General features: G+C 25.0%; 29 protein-coding genes and 2 pseudogenes. 6 read left to right on the top strand and 25 right to left on the bottom strand.

Annotated elements, in window-relative coordinates; translation table 4 throughout:
* Positions 1-14: 14 nt before the first annotated feature.
* The 19 genes from AAHM82_RS05145 to rpsF form a co-directional block, all read right to left on the bottom strand.
* Positions 15-2,111 (bottom strand): hypothetical protein, encoded by a 2,097-nt coding sequence (locus tag AAHM82_RS05145; protein WP_342264734.1) that lies wholly within the window; start codon positions 2,109-2,111, stop codon positions 15-17.
* Positions 2,112-2,126: 15 nt separating this feature from the next.
* Positions 2,127-2,399 (bottom strand): hypothetical protein, encoded by a 273-nt coding sequence (locus AAHM82_RS05140; protein ID WP_342264733.1) that lies wholly within the window; start codon positions 2,397-2,399, stop codon positions 2,127-2,129.
* Positions 2,377-2,769, bottom strand: coding sequence for a hypothetical protein (locus AAHM82_RS05135; protein ID WP_342264732.1), 393 nt, complete (start codon positions 2,767-2,769; stop codon positions 2,377-2,379). Before AAHM82_RS05135 ends, AAHM82_RS05140 begins: the two co-directional genes overlap by 23 nt.
* Before the next feature lie 21 nt (positions 2,770-2,790).
* Complete coding sequence (locus AAHM82_RS05130; protein ID WP_342264243.1) at positions 2,791-3,039, bottom strand: hypothetical protein; 249 nt, start codon at positions 3,037-3,039, stop codon at positions 2,791-2,793.
* A 2-nt stretch (positions 3,040-3,041) separates the two neighbouring features.
* Entirely contained in the window at positions 3,042-3,326 is a 285-nt protein-coding gene (locus AAHM82_RS05125; RefSeq protein ID WP_338968736.1) for a hypothetical protein, read from the bottom strand.
* A gap of 6 nt (positions 3,327-3,332) precedes the next feature.
* Positions 3,333-4,316, bottom strand: a complete 984-nt coding sequence (locus tag AAHM82_RS05120) for a hypothetical protein (protein ID WP_342264731.1) — start codon at positions 4,314-4,316, stop codon at positions 3,333-3,335.
* Between the two features lie 24 nt (positions 4,317-4,340).
* Positions 4,341-4,673, bottom strand: coding sequence for a hypothetical protein (locus tag AAHM82_RS05115; protein ID WP_342263937.1), 333 nt, complete (start codon positions 4,671-4,673; stop codon positions 4,341-4,343).
* 78 nt (positions 4,674-4,751) lie between these two features.
* Complete coding sequence (locus AAHM82_RS05110; RefSeq protein ID WP_342264730.1) at positions 4,752-4,982, bottom strand: hypothetical protein; 231 nt, start codon at positions 4,980-4,982, stop codon at positions 4,752-4,754.
* A 3-nt stretch (positions 4,983-4,985) separates the two neighbouring features.
* The gene (locus tag AAHM82_RS05105; RefSeq protein WP_342224500.1) at positions 4,986-5,129 is read right to left on the bottom strand and encodes a hypothetical protein; all 144 of its coding nucleotides are present in this window, start codon (positions 5,127-5,129) and stop codon (positions 4,986-4,988) included.
* Between the two features lie 17 nt (positions 5,130-5,146).
* Complete coding sequence (locus tag AAHM82_RS05100; RefSeq protein WP_342264729.1) at positions 5,147-5,368, bottom strand: hypothetical protein; 222 nt, start codon at positions 5,366-5,368, stop codon at positions 5,147-5,149.
* 2 nt (positions 5,369-5,370) lie between these two features.
* Positions 5,371-5,697: a hypothetical protein gene (locus AAHM82_RS05095; RefSeq protein WP_338967555.1), complete on the bottom strand. Its 327-nt coding sequence runs from the start codon at positions 5,695-5,697 to the stop codon at positions 5,371-5,373.
* 508 nt (positions 5,698-6,205) lie between these two features.
* Positions 6,206-7,102, bottom strand: a complete 897-nt coding sequence (locus tag AAHM82_RS05090) for a hypothetical protein (protein ID WP_342264728.1) — start codon at positions 7,100-7,102, stop codon at positions 6,206-6,208.
* Between the two features lie 250 nt (positions 7,103-7,352).
* Positions 7,353-7,538: a hypothetical protein gene (locus tag AAHM82_RS05085; RefSeq protein WP_342264727.1), complete on the bottom strand. Its 186-nt coding sequence runs from the start codon at positions 7,536-7,538 to the stop codon at positions 7,353-7,355.
* 294 nt (positions 7,539-7,832) lie between these two features.
* Positions 7,833-8,420 (bottom strand): hypothetical protein, encoded by a 588-nt coding sequence (locus AAHM82_RS05080; protein ID WP_342264726.1) that lies wholly within the window; start codon positions 8,418-8,420, stop codon positions 7,833-7,835.
* 7 nt (positions 8,421-8,427) lie between these two features.
* Positions 8,428-9,813, bottom strand: a complete 1,386-nt coding sequence (gene dnaB, locus AAHM82_RS05075) for a replicative DNA helicase (protein ID WP_342189801.1) — start codon at positions 9,811-9,813, stop codon at positions 8,428-8,430.
* Complete coding sequence (gene rplI / locus AAHM82_RS05070) at positions 9,813-10,259, bottom strand: 50S ribosomal protein L9 (RefSeq protein ID WP_342264725.1); 447 nt, start codon at positions 10,257-10,259, stop codon at positions 9,813-9,815. Before rplI ends, dnaB begins: the two co-directional genes overlap by 1 nt.
* A 112-nt stretch (positions 10,260-10,371) precedes the next feature.
* Positions 10,372-10,614: a 30S ribosomal protein S18 gene (gene rpsR, locus AAHM82_RS05065; protein ID WP_342264724.1), complete on the bottom strand. Its 243-nt coding sequence runs from the start codon at positions 10,612-10,614 to the stop codon at positions 10,372-10,374.
* A 3-nt stretch (positions 10,615-10,617) separates the two neighbouring features.
* Complete coding sequence (locus AAHM82_RS05060; protein WP_342264723.1) at positions 10,618-11,142, bottom strand: single-stranded DNA-binding protein; 525 nt, start codon at positions 11,140-11,142, stop codon at positions 10,618-10,620.
* Between the two features lie 24 nt (positions 11,143-11,166).
* Complete coding sequence (gene rpsF / locus AAHM82_RS05055; protein WP_342264916.1) at positions 11,167-11,586, bottom strand: 30S ribosomal protein S6; 420 nt, start codon at positions 11,584-11,586, stop codon at positions 11,167-11,169.
* 196 nt (positions 11,587-11,782) lie between these two features.
* On the opposite strand from rpsF, the pseudogene AAHM82_RS05050 reads away from it, so the two are divergent.
* A pseudogene (locus AAHM82_RS05050) lies at positions 11,783-12,337 on the top strand (transposase); the annotation flags it as partial.
* A 167-nt stretch (positions 12,338-12,504) separates the two neighbouring features.
* Here AAHM82_RS05050 and AAHM82_RS13530 read toward each other — a convergent pair.
* Positions 12,505-12,897, bottom strand: a complete 393-nt coding sequence (locus AAHM82_RS13530) for a transposase family protein (RefSeq protein WP_342264845.1) — start codon at positions 12,895-12,897, stop codon at positions 12,505-12,507.
* Complete coding sequence (locus AAHM82_RS13525; RefSeq protein ID WP_342263396.1) at positions 12,894-13,334, bottom strand: transposase family protein; 441 nt, start codon at positions 13,332-13,334, stop codon at positions 12,894-12,896. Before AAHM82_RS13525 ends, AAHM82_RS13530 begins: the two co-directional genes overlap by 4 nt.
* 62 nt (positions 13,335-13,396) lie before the next feature.
* On the opposite strand from AAHM82_RS13525, the pseudogene AAHM82_RS05040 reads away from it, so the two are divergent.
* Positions 13,397-14,074: pseudogene (locus AAHM82_RS05040) on the top strand (IS256 family transposase); the annotation flags it as partial.
* Between the two features lie 102 nt (positions 14,075-14,176).
* On the opposite strand, the gene AAHM82_RS05035 reads toward AAHM82_RS05040, so the two are convergent.
* Positions 14,177-14,308 (bottom strand): hypothetical protein, encoded by a 132-nt coding sequence (locus AAHM82_RS05035; RefSeq protein WP_342264721.1) that lies wholly within the window; start codon positions 14,306-14,308, stop codon positions 14,177-14,179.
* Between the two features lie 92 nt (positions 14,309-14,400).
* The gene (locus AAHM82_RS05030) at positions 14,401-14,541 is read right to left on the bottom strand and encodes a hypothetical protein (protein ID WP_342264720.1); all 141 of its coding nucleotides are present in this window, start codon (positions 14,539-14,541) and stop codon (positions 14,401-14,403) included.
* A gap of 54 nt (positions 14,542-14,595) precedes the next feature.
* On the opposite strand from AAHM82_RS05030, the gene AAHM82_RS13520 reads away from it, so the two are divergent.
* Together AAHM82_RS13520 and AAHM82_RS13515 are read left to right on the top strand one after the other, a co-directional pair.
* A complete protein-coding gene (locus AAHM82_RS13520; RefSeq protein ID WP_342263396.1) occupies positions 14,596-15,036 on the top strand; it encodes a transposase family protein in 441 nt (146 codons plus the stop codon).
* Positions 15,033-15,425 (top strand): transposase family protein, encoded by a 393-nt coding sequence (locus AAHM82_RS13515; protein ID WP_342264845.1) that lies wholly within the window; start codon positions 15,033-15,035, stop codon positions 15,423-15,425. Before AAHM82_RS13520 ends, AAHM82_RS13515 begins: the two co-directional genes overlap by 4 nt.
* A 296-nt stretch (positions 15,426-15,721) precedes the next feature.
* Here the strand turns inward: AAHM82_RS13515 and AAHM82_RS05020 are convergent, their stop codons facing one another.
* Complete coding sequence (locus AAHM82_RS05020; protein WP_342264719.1) at positions 15,722-16,567, bottom strand: IS1/IS1595 family N-terminal zinc-binding domain-containing protein; 846 nt, start codon at positions 16,565-16,567, stop codon at positions 15,722-15,724.
* A 118-nt stretch (positions 16,568-16,685) separates the two neighbouring features.
* Between AAHM82_RS05020 and AAHM82_RS13510 the strand changes: the two genes are divergently transcribed.
* Positions 16,686-17,126 carry a transposase family protein gene (locus AAHM82_RS13510; RefSeq protein ID WP_342263396.1) on the top strand — a complete coding sequence of 147 codons (441 nt, stop codon included), beginning with the start codon at positions 16,686-16,688 and terminating at the stop codon, positions 17,124-17,126.
* The gene (locus AAHM82_RS13505; RefSeq protein ID WP_342264845.1) at positions 17,123-17,515 is read left to right on the top strand and encodes a transposase family protein; all 393 of its coding nucleotides are present in this window, start codon (positions 17,123-17,125) and stop codon (positions 17,513-17,515) included. Before AAHM82_RS13510 ends, AAHM82_RS13505 begins: the two co-directional genes overlap by 4 nt.
* Positions 17,516-17,878: 363 nt before the next feature.
* On the opposite strand, the gene AAHM82_RS05010 is transcribed toward AAHM82_RS13505, so the two are convergent.
* Positions 17,879-18,112 (bottom strand): transposase family protein, encoded by a 234-nt coding sequence (locus AAHM82_RS05010; protein ID WP_342263713.1) that lies wholly within the window; start codon positions 18,110-18,112, stop codon positions 17,879-17,881.
* Between the last annotated feature and the right edge of the window lie 25 nt (positions 18,113-18,137).

Raw genomic sequence — 18,137 nt, 5'->3', positions numbered from 1 at the left:
TATATATATATATATTATACAAAAATTCTTAAAATCATTAGAAAGATGGCGAAACCGATTAAAAATTGAAAGGTATGGTAAAAGGCGGGTACCGTTTTAAAAACCGGAAAAATGGCGGTTGAAAAGTTAACTGTTGCTTTTGCAATAATTGCTAACGGGCGTAAAATTGTAATGATTTGTGACGCCGTCAGCATTCAGTTTAGCATTTTAATACCAGCATTTTGAATGGCACAACCAATATCATTAAATGTTGGTATTCATCGTCCAGAATATTTGCAATTTGCCGGCGGAATTAAGTCATCTCATTCTGAGTTGGTTGAACCGTCAGGAATAAAGGCTGTGGAATTTAAGACATTAAAGTCATAAATTTTAAAATTGTAATTAGAGATATTGCCTTTGTGATAAAGTGGAAAAGTTAAGGTAAAAATATTAATACCATAACGAATATCAATGTCGGTGTTAAGATAATTAATACTATTAGCAGTTTTGGTGGTTGGTAAGGCAATGAGTTTATTATCATAGGATTTAAGGACATTAAAATCAATTTGATAAATGCTATTGGTATTGTTGTTAATAGCATTGTAATTCTCTTGGTGCATTTTTTTGTCAAAAGTAAAAAAATAACTTCTTAGTAATAATTCCGAATTACCAGTAACATTGATTAAATATTTTTTAGGATAAAAGGTAATTAATGAGCGATAAAAAAAACCGATTTGAATAAAATAATCTTTCTTATAGTTTTCTACACTTTTAAAATCAATTTCGGTATAAGTTTTCTCGTCCATATCAAAAGTAGCATAAAATAAACTAGCAAAGAAATTTCCAAGAATTTCGTAAATTTCATCAAAAGTATTTTTATAATTATTACTGTTAATACTAGGAATGTTGTTTTTAAAATAAAGGTAAATGTCATTTTTTAATTCAGGGTCGTATCTCAAAAAACTAAATTTAACATTAAGATAATTTAAGGTACCAAAAAGATACTTAATTAGATAATAATCGTTAGCATTTGCAGTGTTATATTTTCAGATCTCGGTTTCATCGTGTAGCAATTGTAAATAGTTATTTCCAGCAATTAGGGTTTTATTAAATGCCTTAATTTTAAGGATATTATCGTTGGTATCCTTTTGTTTTGGAATGACAATTTTAATTGTATTTGTTCCTTGCAATTGTGTACTTGTTTCAGTTGCAATGACTTTAATGATAAATGTTCTGTCAGCGATATTGTTTGTTGTTAAATCAAAAGTAGCTCTATCATCTAAGTAATTGTTGTCATTGTCTTTAATTTCTGTATTATAGTCAATGCCTTCAATTGCATTATTTACGCCAGCAAGATTGTTAATTTTTTCATTAAGTATTTTTTTAATTATTTTGATAACTTCAATTTTGGTTGCATTTGTCGGATCAATTATTTCTGAGTTTGGTAAAATAGTTGAATTTTTGTGATAAAAATAGCTTTCATTTTTAAAACCATGATTTTTAATCGTAAATTCTTTGTAATAATCTTTTTCTAAGGTGTCAATAAAATTAAAAACTGGTGTTCAATAAAGATAAGAGTAATTGAATTTGTCAAAATCACCACGATGAACCATTAAATAATCAAGGTTATCAATAACATCACTGTATTTATGGTTACCGTCAAAATTAGTGGTTGTTGTAGGTAATTCAATATCGGTAGTTTTTTTATGTTGAAAATTAAATTCTAATCAATTATAAAAATTCCGTGTTTTAATTATTTTACCTTTGATATTTGTTACTTTTAATTCACCGTTTCTTCCAAGATTATCAGTTTTTAATGTGCTTATTCCTTCTTCATCTAAATAAATATAACTATTTTTCATAGCTAATGTATTTTTAAAATCAATTGGTAATTTATTTAATCCGCTTTCATTTTTATCAAATTCACTTAAGGCTATACTAAAATTTTGTCTAAATCCGTCTCACATTCAATTAATTCTTGCTTTTGATAAAGTAAATTCGTATGTTTCATTATTTTGTCTTTTATTTCTAATTAGTGGTTGTGATGTTGCTTTGTCATTGTTAATGTTTTGGGGAATAGTAAAAATGTTATTGAAACTAATAATTAACACGGTAAATATTTTCATAAACATTTTTATCACTCCTTTTTAAAATATTTTATTTTTCATTGTTCTTTTTTCTTTAATTTTTTTAATAAGTCACTCAATACCACAATTTATAATTACCGCTATTGTAATGCATATATCTAAATATCCTAGTATCATAAGTGAAATTAATGCTTCAAATTTTTCATATAATAATTTCAAATCATTAATTTCCAATTTTAAAAATGGAATGAAAAAGATAATAATCATAAAAATGTAAGGTAAAATTATCCATCAATATTTTTTTAAAGAATTAATTAGTTTGTTTGATTTCATTTTTCAAGACTTTTTTTGCTTTAATTTTCTGAATAATCAAGCGAATTAATTTTTCAAATTTAAGTGCAAAATATATTGCTCCGCCTCATCAAAAAACAAATATTCCTGCCAGCATAATACCACTATTAAATTTGCCAAAGAAATCAACCATTTCTTTATTCATAAAATCATTAAATTCGCCACTTGTTCCGGTTATTCATTTAGTATCGAATGCTGTTAATGCACAAATTAATAAGCTTATAAAGATGAAAATGATACTTAATACTATTTTTAATCACTGTTTTTTAAAAGAATTTTTAATTCTTAATTTTAACGGCGTTTTTTCTTTTGAATTATCTTTTTTAAATAATTTTCCTAAAAGTTTTTTCATTTTAATTCTCCTTTCATATTTTTATCGTCCTTTAATCACAATAAATAAAGCAATAAGTACAGAAGTGACACCAAGAATGGTAAAGATTGGATGTTGTGAAAATGTCCGAGCCATTGGTTTAAACAGTTCTAAAATTGTTAAATTGCTAGTAATAAACTTTTGGAAATTGGCAAGCCCTTCGCTAATATAGTTCGTTAAAGTTTCAAAATGACTACCAGCTAATAATCCAAGCACAGTTATTAAGATAAAAATAATAATTAGTTTAAACATTTTTAGTTACCTTGTTTTGTTTTTATTGGTTTTATTTGTTTTTTAGCTTTTCCTCACGCACTTAAACGCCCCTTATTTTTAACAGCATATTGGCGTTGTTTTTCTAAATTAACTTGTTGACTACCAAAACCAAGAATAATTGCCATAAGAAATTCTACAGCCAGTGTTAAGAATAAAGGAAATATTAGTTGAATATTTGTTCCCGGCACTTCAAGACTTCAAATTAAATCAAAAACTTTATAAAGCATTTGGGCGAGAAAGTCGGCCATTTTTGCGAGATTTTCCATTTTTTATTATTCCTTTTCTTTCATTTTTCTTAAAAATTTGCTAAATTTATCCATTTTTAAGTATTCTAAGTCTTCTAAATCAATTGCGGTGTCAGTATAGTATTTGTCTTCATAGTCGGGATTAACTTTTGAATTTAAGTAATCTCTTAAAAACGCTAGGTAAAAAGAATTGTAAGTGTTAAGTATTGGTAGAGGAATTTTTAGTTTAAAAAAATAAATATCAAGTTCAGGGATATCACGGTATTTAATGCGACGACCCTTTTTACTATTTTTCGCATCAATTAAGGTGTTTCGTCAGCGTTCATATTCTTCAATGCTCGTAAAGGTGCCATAGATGACTTTTAAGTAGGGGCGAAAAATATTAACAGGTTTTTTACGAATTCCCACAATTACATTATTGGCAATATCACGAACTTTAACTCAAATATGTTTATCTCTTTGACCGCTAGCCAGCACAATATGACCAAAATGGCGTGCCAGAGCGAAATATTCTTGAATACCGGTTTCCTCGTTTTTGGTATTATTTTTTTCTCAATCAGTTCCTTCTAAAAATAAATTGGTTTCATCTCACAAAAGTAAGGTTTTGTCTGGCAATACCGGATAATCAAAGTCTAATAATCCCATATGTCCTAAACTTAATTTTTGGGTTTCTAGTAATGGAAAGGTTGAGGCGATGTGATATTTCTTCTTTTTTAGTAATTTTGATGCGTATACTAGAAAGGCAGTTTTTCCAGTTCCTAATGAACCAATAACAATATTTAATGGTGAGTTTTTTAAGAAATTAATAACTTTGTTAATTTGTGTTAAATTACCGATTTTAAAAATTAAAATTAAAATACAACCTGCTAAAAATAAATAGCTTACAATGTTTTTAAAATAACCGTTGTAAATATATCAAATTGCTCCTCAATGTCATAAAATTAAAAATGAGGTGCGATTTAATTCAATAAAATGGTTATTTTTTTCTATTATTCATTTGCAAAATTTCATCTTGCACCTCACTTTATTTTTTTATTAGCGTACTGCTCCAAGTAATTTTTCAAACATTTTAAAGCAAATAAAGAATATTGCCAAAATAAATGGAAAAATGAATATTCAGTAATCAGCAAAGAAGTTACCGACTTGTGGCATATTAACAGCAATAATTTCTCACATTTTAGTAAACGCCGTTATAATTGCATTTCATAATTTAGTCATCGCGTCACTAGCTGTTATTTTTTCTACTGTTGCTGGTGCATCGGCCAAGAAAGTTCCAATCATATAATCACCCCCTTTCTTTTTAAAACATTCATCATTTATATTCAAAGTTTTTCTTAAATTTGTTAAAACCACGATTAACCTTAACACGGTTATATTTTTTTCTAATTAATTTTGAATTTCTTTGTGAATGCATCACAATGTAACTTCTTGACATTGCTTTTGTACCTATCTAAATACTGATATGGTTTTTCAAAGTAGCATTAGAATAAATCACACCATAATCGCTGTTAAGAATCAAAAAGCAATGTTTGCCATTAAAAGTCAAAGTATTTCTTGGGTTAAATCAATTTCTTTACCACCACTAATATGAGCCGGAATAGTTGTAATTTGGATAAACAAATCTCAGAAAGTTTGTTTAATTTGTTCTCAATTAAATTCTTTTAAATTTACTGTCATTTTTTATCTACCAAAAATCATTTTTATTGGTAAATACATAATTGAAATTAATGCGAAAAGAAAAGTAATGATAATAATTAATCCGGCAATAAATGCAACTTGTGCAGGCATTTTTTCTATCGGAACAAACAGTTCTAAAAATTCCATAATAATTTTTCAAAACATTATTTTTTATTCTCATTATTTTCTTTTGAATTAGGAGTTTTAACTCATTCTTCAAAGCGAGCAATAAATACTTTTTCGTCTTTTGTGAAATTACCAGTATTATTTTTAATGGCATTTTTAAATTTAATTCGCATTTTTATTTTGGCATAAATTTTATAAGCAAAATACGCCAATAGCATTATGCAAGTGATAATAAATATTAATCCAATCGCAATATTCATTTTTAAACTCCTTTAAAATAGTTATAATTTATATCTTTTTTATTGTTTTCTTTTTCGGCAATGAAGAAGCCTAATAATTCTTGGCCTTTAATTAACTTGGTTTCTTGCTCTTGTTGATTAATTGAAATTACTTGATATTTACTATCTTTTATTATTCCAATGCAAATTGAATTTTCGTATTTTCCTTTATAAACAAATCGCTTTGGAAACCAAATACCGATTTGTTCATTAAATCACGGAATTTTTGGTGCTTTAATAAGCATTGCGTTTTGTGTTTCTTTTAAAAGATATTTTTTAGTATTTAAGAAAATGTTTTCAATGTTTTTCATAGTAAATTACCTTTCTTATTTGTTATAAACTAAGTTATATTAACTAAGTTAGTTAACTTAGTTTTTTAAACACTTATATATCGCAGATTTAAGTGTTTAACAAGCTTTGTTATTTAATTTTGTTTTTTAATTAGATAAAGATTTTAATAATTTTAAACTTAGCATACCCCTATATAGAAATTTCTACACTTTAACATCCGCATCCTGTCCTTGGAACTAATTTAATAGCGTGTATATTTTTAGGAAATCCACCCATTCATTTTTTTATTGCAAAACGAAACAAATTGCTATAGCTAATAGGATGTTATCTATTAACTGGTAAACTTCTTTTGGTTATGGCGACCACCCACAATTTATCGTGCTTTAATACATACCAACATTATTAATTCACTTGTATTTAATTTTCAAAGAACAAACTTTTAACACCTTATAAAATAAAAAGACAATCATTACTGACTGTCTTAATACTTATTCAAACCTTTTCCTACCTAAGAAAACTTTATGCGCCCTACCAAGTCTTTAGTAATAATTCTGAGTTTCCTATAATATTTACTAAGTATTTTTTGGGATAAAAGGTAATTAATGAACGATAAAAGAAACCGATTTGAATAAAGTAATCCTTCTTATAGTTTTCTATACCCTTAAAATCAATTTCAGTATGAGTTTTTTCGTCCATATCAAAAGTCGCATAAAATAAACTAGCAAAGAAATTGCCAAGAATTTCATAGATTTCATCAAAAACATTTTTGTAATCGCTGTTGTTAATACTAGGAATGTTGTTTTTAAAATAAAAGTAAATGTCATTTCGTAAATCGGGGTCATAGCGTAGAAAACTAAATCTAACATTGAGGTAATTTAAGGTACCAAAAAGATACTTAATTAGATAATAATCGTTAGTATTTTCGGTGTTATATTTTCAGATTTCACTTTCACCGTGTAATAATTGTAAATAGTTATTACCTGCGATTAAGGTTTTATTAAAAGCTTTAATTTTTAAAATATTTGTATTAATCTCATTTTCACTAGTAGAAGTTTTGTGATAAAAATAGTTTTCGTTTTTAAAACCATGATTTTTAATGGCGAATTCTTTATAATAACCTTTTTCTAAAGTGTCAATGAAATTGAATATTGGCGTTCAATAGAGATAAGAATAATTAAATTTATCAAAATCATCACGATGAATCATTAAGTAATCAAGGTTCTCAATAACATCATTATAGTTATGGTTGCCATGAAATTTAATAGTTGTTGTTGGCAAGTCAATATCAGTACTATCTTTTTCAATTTCAATTTCAAAATTATTTGTTTTATTTAATCTATAATTGTTAGTATTACCATGTTCAAAAGTTAGTAATTCTGTCCCTTGCGCTTTAATTCTTATTGTTTTATTGGGTATATTAATCATTCAGGTATAAAAATTTAAATTGGAAGTATCTATTTTTGTTCCATAAGTATTTGTTATTTTTTGAAAGTCTTTTTGTTTAATTCTGTTATTTACAAGCTCTGCATTAAACTCTAAACTAAAAATTTTTTTCTAATTTTAAAGATAAGTATTGACAGGGTAAAAAACCCTTATTAAATATAGGGATTTGTAAAAACACGGTTTTACTAAAAACCCAGCAAAATCAAGGTTTTATTGAAATATCAATATTTATCTATAAAATTAAAGAAGTTTTTAAATCCTTTAAAACTTCTTTATATCCTAAATTAATTGCTTTTTCTTTTAAATCATTAATTGCTACTTCTAACTGTTCTGTTTTAATTTTAATTTCTGCTTCAAGATTAGCAATTAGTTGCTTAATTTTTTGATCTTGAACTTCAATTTTTATTTCTTGTTCCATAATTCAAGAGCCCGAACAAGCAACTAATGTTCCAATCCCAATTCCTGCTGCTCCAGCACCTAAAATAAATGTTTATTACTAATTTAATTATTTTATTCATCGCTTTAATACCTCATTTTTACTCAATATAAACTAAAATTACCTAAAAATAATAGTAACTCATTTATTGCTAGTTTATACCTTTTCCAAGTTAATTATAACATATTTATCACAAAGAAGCAAACCTAACACCAACTAAGAAAATTTCCATAACTCTTTTAAAAAGAATTATGGAAATAATAATTAAATATTAAATTAAGTTACTTTTACAAAATCATTAATCTTAATCTGTGCTAAATCATTCTGATAATCTCAAAAAAATATCAATTTATCAGTTGTTTCTTCCTTCGGATTAAGTTTCATAATATTATATTTTCAATTAACAGTACCACTAAACTTATACTTCTGAGCAATACCTTGAAAGAAAACATCAAAAGCAATTTCTTTAGGTGCTGTCTTTTCATCCGTTACTTCTGCCTTAATACCATCAATTACCTTAATTTCCACGCCATTAAAATTTAATTTATCATTAACAAACGAATTATTAATATCAAACTGATATGAAAAGGTATCCCCTGACCTTGTATAAAAATCAGCATAAAATTGCGTTGCTAATTCACTATTTAATTGGTTTACTTTCTCTTTATTAGTTTCTACTCACGCTGTTTTACCAGTTTTTTTATAAGTATAAAATAAACTATTTATTGTCTTCGTAACCGCCTCAGCACGAAAAATCTTATCAAATATTATTGATTCACTGGCAGCATTAGTAATATTAATCGTAATCGGAGGGGTCTTCATACTACAAGCAACAATAGTAAATATCGTTACAAAACTAGTCATTAAATGACTAATTACTGAAAACATTCTTCTCATATTGTGTTCCTTCTTTCTTTTCATTTTTATTCACAGTCTTATTATAATCAATAAAATTACCATACTTTTGTAAAAAAAGTAATTCTACTATGCCAGTGGGACCATTGCGATGCTTAGAAATAATTAATTGTGCTTTATGTGATTCTTCATTCAAACTATCTTCTTTCTTTTCATAATAATCTTCACGATAAAGAAACATAATTAAGTCAGCATCCTGTTCAATTGCACCTGATTCACGCAAATCGGACATTAATGGTCGTTTATCTTCTCTTGATTCCACTTTTCGCGATAATTGTGACAAACAAACAATTGGAACTTCTAACTCTCTTGCTAATGCCTTTAAACTTCGAGAAATATTAGAAATTTCTTGTTGTCGATTCTCACCATCACCTGCTAATAATTGCAAATAATCAATAACAACTAATTTTAAGTCATAATTACGACTTAATTTTCTTAATTTAGAAATTAACTCAATCACTCGCAATCCTGGCGAATCATCAATAAAAATATTACTTTGCTTTAATTTACTACCAACACTAGTTAAATCTTGTCAATTACGACTTGTTAAATTTTTTCCCGTTTTAATTTGCATTGAACCAATTTTTGTTTCTGAACCTAAAATTCTTAAAATTAGTTGCTCAGTTGGCATTTCTAAAGAAAAAATAACCACAGCACTATCTTTATAAACTCGTGCACAATTAACAGCAAAATTTAATGCTAAAGCTGTTTTTCCCATTGATGGTCGCGCCGCCAAAATAATAAAATCGCCATTTTGAAAGCCATTAGTAATCTTATTTAATTGCATAAAACCACTATCTGAACCTGTTAATTGATTATCACTATTTTGTAACTTTTCAATCTTAGATAATGTCGCATCAACAACATCCTTAGTACTTTTAAACTCGTTTTTTTTACGATTATTAGCAATTTCCAAAATCTGTCGTTCAGCAATTCCTAAAAGTTCTCACACACTAATTTCAGTATTAATTTTCTTAGTAATATCTTGGGTTACTACTTGCAAATTTCTTAACATTGTGCGTTCAACAATAATTTTTAAATAATCATCTAAATTAGCATCACTAATATAACTTTGCGTAATCAAAGTCAAATATTCCACCCCGCCAGCCTGATTAAGACTTTGTTGTTTAACTAGCATATCAGTTAAAATTGGTAAATCAATTGGTAATTGATGATTATATAACGAAATAATGGCTTTAAAAATTAATTTATGGCGAGAATTAATAAAATCATTCTCATTAAGCAGAGCAACAACCTCATCACTAGCATTTTTAGAATTAATAACTGCCGCTAAAACACTAACCTCAGCATCTTCTAATAAAAAATTATTAGTAATCGTCATTACTTTTTACCTACAACTTGAATTTTCAAAATTGCAAAAATATCATTAAATAATTTAATATTAATATCATTAATACCAATAGTATTAATATTTTGATAATTAACTAACTGTTTTTTATCTACTTGAATATTATACTCTTGACTTAATTTCTCAATAATCTGTTTACTAGTAATTGTTCCAAATACCTTATTTTTATTAACTTTCAAATCAAAATTTAAAATTAGCTTTTCAATTTCTAATTTTAATACTTCATTTTCAAGTTTTTTTTCATTAATTTCATTATCAAATTTCTGTTGTTGTTTTCCTAACTGCACTAAAGCTTGACTTGAAGCGACAATTGCTATTTTTTGTGATAATAAATAGTTTTTTGCATATCCATCAGCAACGGTAATAATATCGTTTTTCTTACCATAATTTTTTAAATCTTTCAATAAAATTACTTTCACTTGTTAACACTCCACATCACAAATTTTTTGCATTATATATAATACATTACTTACTAATTGTAATATAAAAAGCATACTTAATATAAATATTAAGTATGCCAATCAACCCTAATTATTTTACAAGATATGGTAATAAAGCCACTGTTCTTGCTCTTTTAATTGCCATTGCCACCATTCTTTGATGGAAAGAACAATTACCACTAACTCTTCTTGTTAAAATCTGTCCATTAGCAGAAATATATTCTTTTAATTTTTCAACATCTTTATAATTAATGTAATTAATTTTATTTTTTGTAAAAAAACATGGTTTTTTTCGCTTTTTAAACCGATTTACATTTGCACGCTTATTTTCCATAATTTACTCTTCTCCTCACGCAATAGCATCATCATTAGCAAATGTTAAATTTGCTCCTTCATTATTTTCCCCTTGTTCCTTATTATCAACAGCATTATTAACAAAATTAAAATTCATATTATCAAGAGCAAAGGCCTGATCATCAATTTTGTTCTCAACAGGAGAATTATAATCAGTAACAAATGACGGTGTCGAAGCATCACGAGAATTTCCAACCCCAGTGCCACTACCTCTTGAATCTAAAAACTTAACACTAATCGCTCTAACATCAGTAATTGTTGTTAACACACCATTTTGCTCCTGTTTTCTTGATTGAATGCGACCTTCAACCGCTACTAATGAACCTTTACGAAGATTATTATACATTGAGTCTGCGACCTTTTCTCAAGCAACACAATTAATAAAATCTGCTTGATTATTAAAATTATTAATGGCTATTGTAAAATATAAAAATGATTTATTATTTTTTGCTGACCGTAAATTTAAATCATTAGTAATTCTACCAATTAAAATTACTTTATTTAACATAATATATTCATTCCTTTATGGTATTTACTTATTTTCAGGTTTTTTATAAGTTTCACGCGGTACATAGGGTCTTTGTCTTCTTTCACCGCTATAACGACTTGGTCGTTCATCATTTTCATTAGTATTTAACTTTAAATCAGCAATCATTTTATCACTATAATTTTCTTCAGTATCAAGATTAATAATTAAATGACGATAGATATTTTGTTCAATTTTAGCAATACGCATAAACTCATTAATTGCTTCTTTATTAACCGCAACTTTTAATATTGTATAATAAGCTTTATTTTTATGATTAATTGGATAAGCTAAATCTCTTAACCCTCAATCAGTAACACTTTCAACTTTTCCCGTTTGTGTTAAAATATTATGCATCTTTTCTTGCAATGCTTTAATATCTTTACATTCTGGATTAATAATATACATAATTTCGTACTTATTCATCACTTCAACCTCCTCTGGACAATAAATATTATTGGTTCTTTTAACAGAACAAGAAATTAATATGGGAATTTATTAATTCAACAGTAATTATATAACAATCCTCAACATAATAATACTATTATTTATTTGAGCCTGTCCAAAATTCTGTGTCTCGATAATTCATTCTGAATTATACTTAAAAGAAGGAGAACAGAAAATGACAAAAAAAATAAAAAAAGAACCTGACGCAATTGATAAAGTTGTTGATTATTTTTTAGAAAATATTGATAATCCACAAGATTTATTTAAAGGCAATACTATTTTTCAGGAATTTACCAAAAAATTAACTGAACGAATGTTAAATACGGAAATTAAAGATTATCTTGAAACTGATGAGAATCATAATAAAAGAAATGGCAACACACAAAAAACCATTATTACTAAAAATGGTTCAATCGCAATTGATGTACCAAGAGATCGAAATAGTACTTTTGAACCAGTAATTATTCCGAAAAGACAAAGAAGATTTGATAACTTTGATCAAAAAGTAATTTCTTTATATGCAAGAGGAATGACAATTTCTGATATCAAAGCACAATTGCAAGAATTCTATCACGGAGCAGAAATTTCAGAAAGTTTAATTAGTCAAATAACTGATGATGTTATTGAAGAAGTTAAAATGTGACAAACTAAACCTTTAGAGAAGATTTATCCGATTGTTTATTTTGATTGTATTGTTGTTAAAGTAAAGCAAGATAAACGAATAATAGACTTCTTGCAAAATTAATATGATAATTATAATTTTTAAATTTAAAATAAATATAAAAGTGTTATTAAAATAATTTTTAGATTATTTTTACAAATATTTTGTCATTAAAACATAATAAAAATTATTATTTACAATAAAAAAAGACTGAAATTTTAAATTATCAAATATATTTAAACTAATAGTTGTAAATTATAAATTGAAGCTATTAAATTAAATCTTAAAGCAAATCTTTTTCTACGATTTCGATATTTTTCACTAATAATTTTAAATTTTTTAAGTATAGCAAAAACATTTTCAATAACAATTCTCATTTTTGAAATTCGCTCATTATTTTGCTTTTCTTCTTTATTTAAAGGGTTTTTCTTTGATTTTCTTTTAGGAATTAAAACATTATGATTAATTTTTTGTATGCCTTGATAACCTAAATCCACTAAAACAGTTGTTTCTGGTAAAAATTTAATTTTTGAATCTTTTAAAATTTTAAAGTCATGGTTTTTACCATAAGAAAAATCAGAACTAATAATTTTTTTACTATCTTTTTCAATTATAACTTGTGTTTTTATTGTGTGTTTTTTCTTTTTTCCTGAGTAGTGCTGTTTTTGTCTTTTTTTGGGCGTTGGATTTGGCTTTCAGTTACATCAATTATAACAGTCTTATCTTTGAAATAATCTTTTAATAGTGATTTTTGACCAGTAAGTTGTTGAAAATTAGGGTGTTTTATTAAAGTGTCTTCAATTCATTTGATATTTCTATAACAACTACTTTCACTAATATCATAACTTTTTGCAATATGAAAATAAGTTCTATATTCTCTTCAATATTCTAAAGTCATTAAAATACGATTTTCTAATGATAATTTATTGGTTCTTCCGCGACGAAATCTCTTTTTTAATTCTTCTATTTTTAAAATTTCTAGCATTTTATTAAAAGTAGTATGTTTAATACCAGTTAATCTTAAAAAATTTTTATCACTTATTTGATTATTTTTTTTAAATTTCATTTAAATTCCACCTTTTTATTAAAAACAACAATTCAATTATATTTTAAATTAATTTTGCAAGAAGTCTAATAAATAAAGCAGTTTATCTTGCCTTAGGAATTAATTTAGATGGTTTAAAAGATATTTTAGGAATGTGAATTAGTGAGAATGAGGGAGCCAAATTTTGACTTAATAATCTTACGGAAATGAAAAATCGTGGGTTACAAGATATTCTTGTTGCTTGTAGTGATAATTTAACTGGGATGTCTGATGCAATAGAAGCTGTTTTCCCAAAAACACAGCATCAATTATGCATTGTTCATCAAATTCGCAATAGTTTAAAATTTGTTCCTTACAAAGATCGCAAACTTGTAGCTAATGATTTAAAATCAATTTATACAGCAATTAATGAAGAAATAGCGTTAATTGCTTTAGATCATTTTTCAGAAAAATGAAATAAAAAGTATCCACAAATTACTAAATCATGAAAAAATAACTGAAATAATTTAATAATTTTTCTTGAATATCCTCAGGAATTTAGAAGAATTATTTACACAACTAATGCGATTGAATCTGTTAATAGTCAATTAAGAAAAGTCATTAAGAATAAAAAGATTTTTCCTAATGACGCATCAGTTTTTAAAATATTTTATTTAGCATTTCAAAATATGGTTAAGAAATGAACGATGCCAATTCAAAATTGGGGTAGTGCAATTTCACATTTAATGATAAAATTTGAGGACAGAGTGAATTTAAGTTAATTACTTAGAGACACAGTTAATTGTACAGTCCCATTTATTTTGAGGTCGCGTTTAGTTTTCTTAGGTATTGTTTTGAAGAAGTAAAACAATCAGCTAATTATATTATTTAATTACTAAACTAAGCCTGCCTTTCTTGTTATTGTCATTTTTATTCATTAGACTTGGTACATAACTATAACATTTTATGCCGACTAAACTATAAAATTCATTTTTATCTTTGTATTTATCTAACATTTGTATTTCATCTAAAAAATAATTATCAAAATAGTAGATAAATACAAAGATAAAAATGAATTTTATAGTTTAGTCGGCATAAAATGTTATAGTTATGTACCAAGTCTATTAAAATATAATACCGCTGTTTGTTGGTTTGGAGTTAAACCCTTATGTTGGTATTTTCATTTTCAGAGATTTAAATAATTTTGAATATTAGTAAAACCTAAACCATGATAATAGACTTCTTGCAAAATTAATTTAAAATATAATTGAATTGTTGTTTTTAATAAAAAGGTGGAATTTAAATGAAATTTAAAAAAAATAATCAAATAAGTGATAAAAATTTTTTAAGATTAACTGGTATTAAACATACTACTTTTAATAAAATGCTAGAAATTTTAAAAATAGAAGAATTAAAAAAGAGATTTCGTCGCGGAAGAACCAATAAATTATCATTAGAAAATCGTATTTTAATGACTTTAGAATATTGAAGAGAATATAGAACTTATTTTCATATTGCAAAAAGTTATGATATTAGTGAAAGTAGTTGTTATAGAAATATCAAATGAATTGAAGACACTTTAATAAAACACCCTAATTTTCAACAACTTACTGGTCAAAAATCACTATTAAAAGATTATTTCAAAGATAAGACTGTTATAATTGATGTAACTGAAAGCCAAATCCAACGCCCAAAAAAAGACAAAAACAGCACTACTCAGGAAAAAAGAAAAAACACACAATAAAAACACAAGTTATAATTGAAAAAGATAGTAAAAAAATTATTAGTTCTGATTTTTCTTATGGTAAAAACCATGACTTTAAAATTTTAAAAGATTCAAAAATTAAATTTTTACCAGAAACAACTGTTTTAGTGGATTTAGGTTATCAAGGCATACAAAAAATTAATCATAATGTTTTAATTCCTAAAAGAAAATCAAAGAAAAACCCTTTAAATAAAGAAGAAAAGCAAAATAATGAGCGAATTTCAAAAATGAGAATTGTTATTGAAAATGTTTTTGCTATACTTAAAAAATTTAAAATTATTAGTGAAAAATATCGAAATCGTAGAAAAAGATTTGCTTTAAGATTTAATTTAATAGCTTCAATTTATAATTTACAACTATTAGTTTAAATATATTTGATAATTTAAAATTTCAGTCTTTTTTTATTGTAAATAATAATTTTTATTATGTTTTAATGACAAAATATTTGTAAAAATAATCTAAAAATTATTTTAATAACACTTTTATATTTATTTTAAATTTAAAAATTATAATTATCATATTAATTTTGCAAGAAGTCTAATAATTTTTATTATGTTTTAATGACAAAATATTTGTAAAAATAATCTAAAAATTATTTTAATAACACTTTTATATTTATTTTAAATTTAAAAATTATAATTATCATATTAATTTTGCAAGAAGTCTAATGAATTAAGGCTTCTTTAAGACTAGATTGTAATTTACTGATTTTATTTAAGTTACGATAACTAGCTTCAGGATTAGTTGTTGTTTTAGTTACACATAAAGTAGAATTTGTTTGTTTTGCTACTAAAAAATATAATTTTTGCATATCAGAAGTAATAATTGAATTTTCGTTAATTAATTCTTTGTTCATATTTTCAATAACTCATTGTTTTTGTAAACGTTTGGTGTTTGTGGATTTAACATAAATATTGTTATTATTATCAATTGCCATTTGAATACAGCATTTAGTATTAGTTGCGAATGGGTCAAGGTGAATTCTTCGTGGATCAGTTTTATATTTGAAATTTCCTTTATGGATTTCTTTAATAAATGTTTCATCGATTTGGATTTTACCAGATAATTTTTTAAATTTTAATTGGGTATTTTCTAATTGTTTTGATTTCATTAATTTTTGACGATTATATCAAGCAGTTTTTAATGTAGTTTTAATAAAACGAGAAATTGTTTTACTAGATTGCCCCAGCAATGAAATTTGAATCAATAAATTTCATTGTTCATAATTTAAATGACTTCAATAAATAAAATGATTACGAAAAGCGTCAAAACTTGCACGGCAATTTTTACATAAATATTTTTGTTTTCCTTCTGAATTATGTCCATTTTTAACGCAATGGTAAGATTCACATTTAGGGCATTTAATACCTTGTGCTCTAAATTTTTGATCAATTTCATTTAAACGTTTTTGTTTTTTTATTAATTCTGCTTGTTGTTTGACTTTTTCATAAAATTCTAAAAATTGATCATCTGTTAAAGTATTTACTAGTTCTTGAATTATTTTTTCCATAATTATTATCCACCTCTATCATATTAAAATATACCTAAAATTAAGTATATTAGACTTCTTGCAAAATTAATTTAAAATATAATTGAATTGTTGTTTTTAATAAAAAGGTGGAATTTAAATGAAATTTAAAAAAAATAATCAAATAAGTGATAAAAATTTTTTAAGATTAACTGGTATTAAACATACTACTTTTAATAAAATGCTAGAAATTTTAAAAATAGAAGAATTAAAAAAGAGATTTCGTCGCGGAAGAACCAATAAATTATCATTAGAAAATCGTATTTTAATGACTTTAGAATATTGAAGAGAATATAGAACTTATTTTCATATTGCAAAAAGTTATGATATTAGTGAAAGTAGTTGTTATAGAAATATCAAATGAATTGAAGACACTTTAATAAAACACCCTAATTTTCAACAACTTACTGGTCAAAAATCACTATTAAAAGATTATTTCAAAGATAAGACTGTTATAATTGATGTAACTGAAAGCCAAATCCAACGCCCAAAAAAAGACAAAAACAGCACTACTCAGGAAAAAAGAAAAAACACACAATAAAAACACAAGTTATAATTGAAAAAGATAGTAAAAAAATTATTAGTTCTGATTTTTCTTATGGTAAAAACCATGACTTTAAAATTTTAAAAGATTCAAAAATTAAATTTTTACCAGAAACAACTGTTTTAGTGGATTTAGGTTATCAAGGCATACAAAAAATTAATCATAATGTTTTAATTCCTAAAAGAAAATCAAAGAAAAACCCTTTAAATAAAGAAGAAAAGCAAAATAATGAGCGAATTTCAAAAATGAGAATTGTTATTGAAAATGTTTTTGCTATACTTAAAAAATTTAAAATTATTAGTGAAAAATATCGAAATCGTAGAAAAAGATTTGCTTTAAGATTTAATTTAATAGCTTCAATTTATAATTTACAACTATTAGTTTAAATATATTTGATAATTTAAAATTTCAGTCTTTTTTTATTGTAAATAATAATTTTTATTATGTTTTAATGACAAAATATTTGTAAAAATAATCTAAAAATTATTTTAATAACACTTTTATATTTATTTTAAATTTAAAAATTATAATTATCATATTAATTTTGCAAGAAGTCTATTCAATAAATATCAAGAGTTTTCGACAAAATTAAAATAAAAAATTATTAATTATTATTAAATTTTCACTAATATATATTAATTTTATATTTTTACTTACTTAAATCTATTATATTTATTTGTTACAGCATTACCTTTATAATTAATTCAACTATCATCATTTTTATTATTAGACTTGGTACATAACTATAACTAGCTTAATTCAAAATTATATATTCCTGAAATTAAGTTAAATCGTAATCCAAATCTTCTAATCTTATTGCGATAACGATAAACTAGTATTTTAAATCTTTTTAATCTAGCAAAAACATGTTCAATGACAATTCTAACTTTACTTAAAAAGCTATTATATTCCTTTTTATCTGGATTTAAAGGATTATTTTTTTTAATTTTGTCGAAAACTCTTGATAAAATAAAAAAAATCATCAACTTGATAATTTTAAAAGGCTTT

The organism is Spiroplasma endosymbiont of Clivina fossor (assembly GCF_964031115.1).
GTDB lineage: Bacteria > Bacillota_I > Bacilli_A > Mycoplasmatales > Nriv7 > Nriv7.
This window is presented reverse-complemented; position numbering and strand designations above follow the sequence as displayed.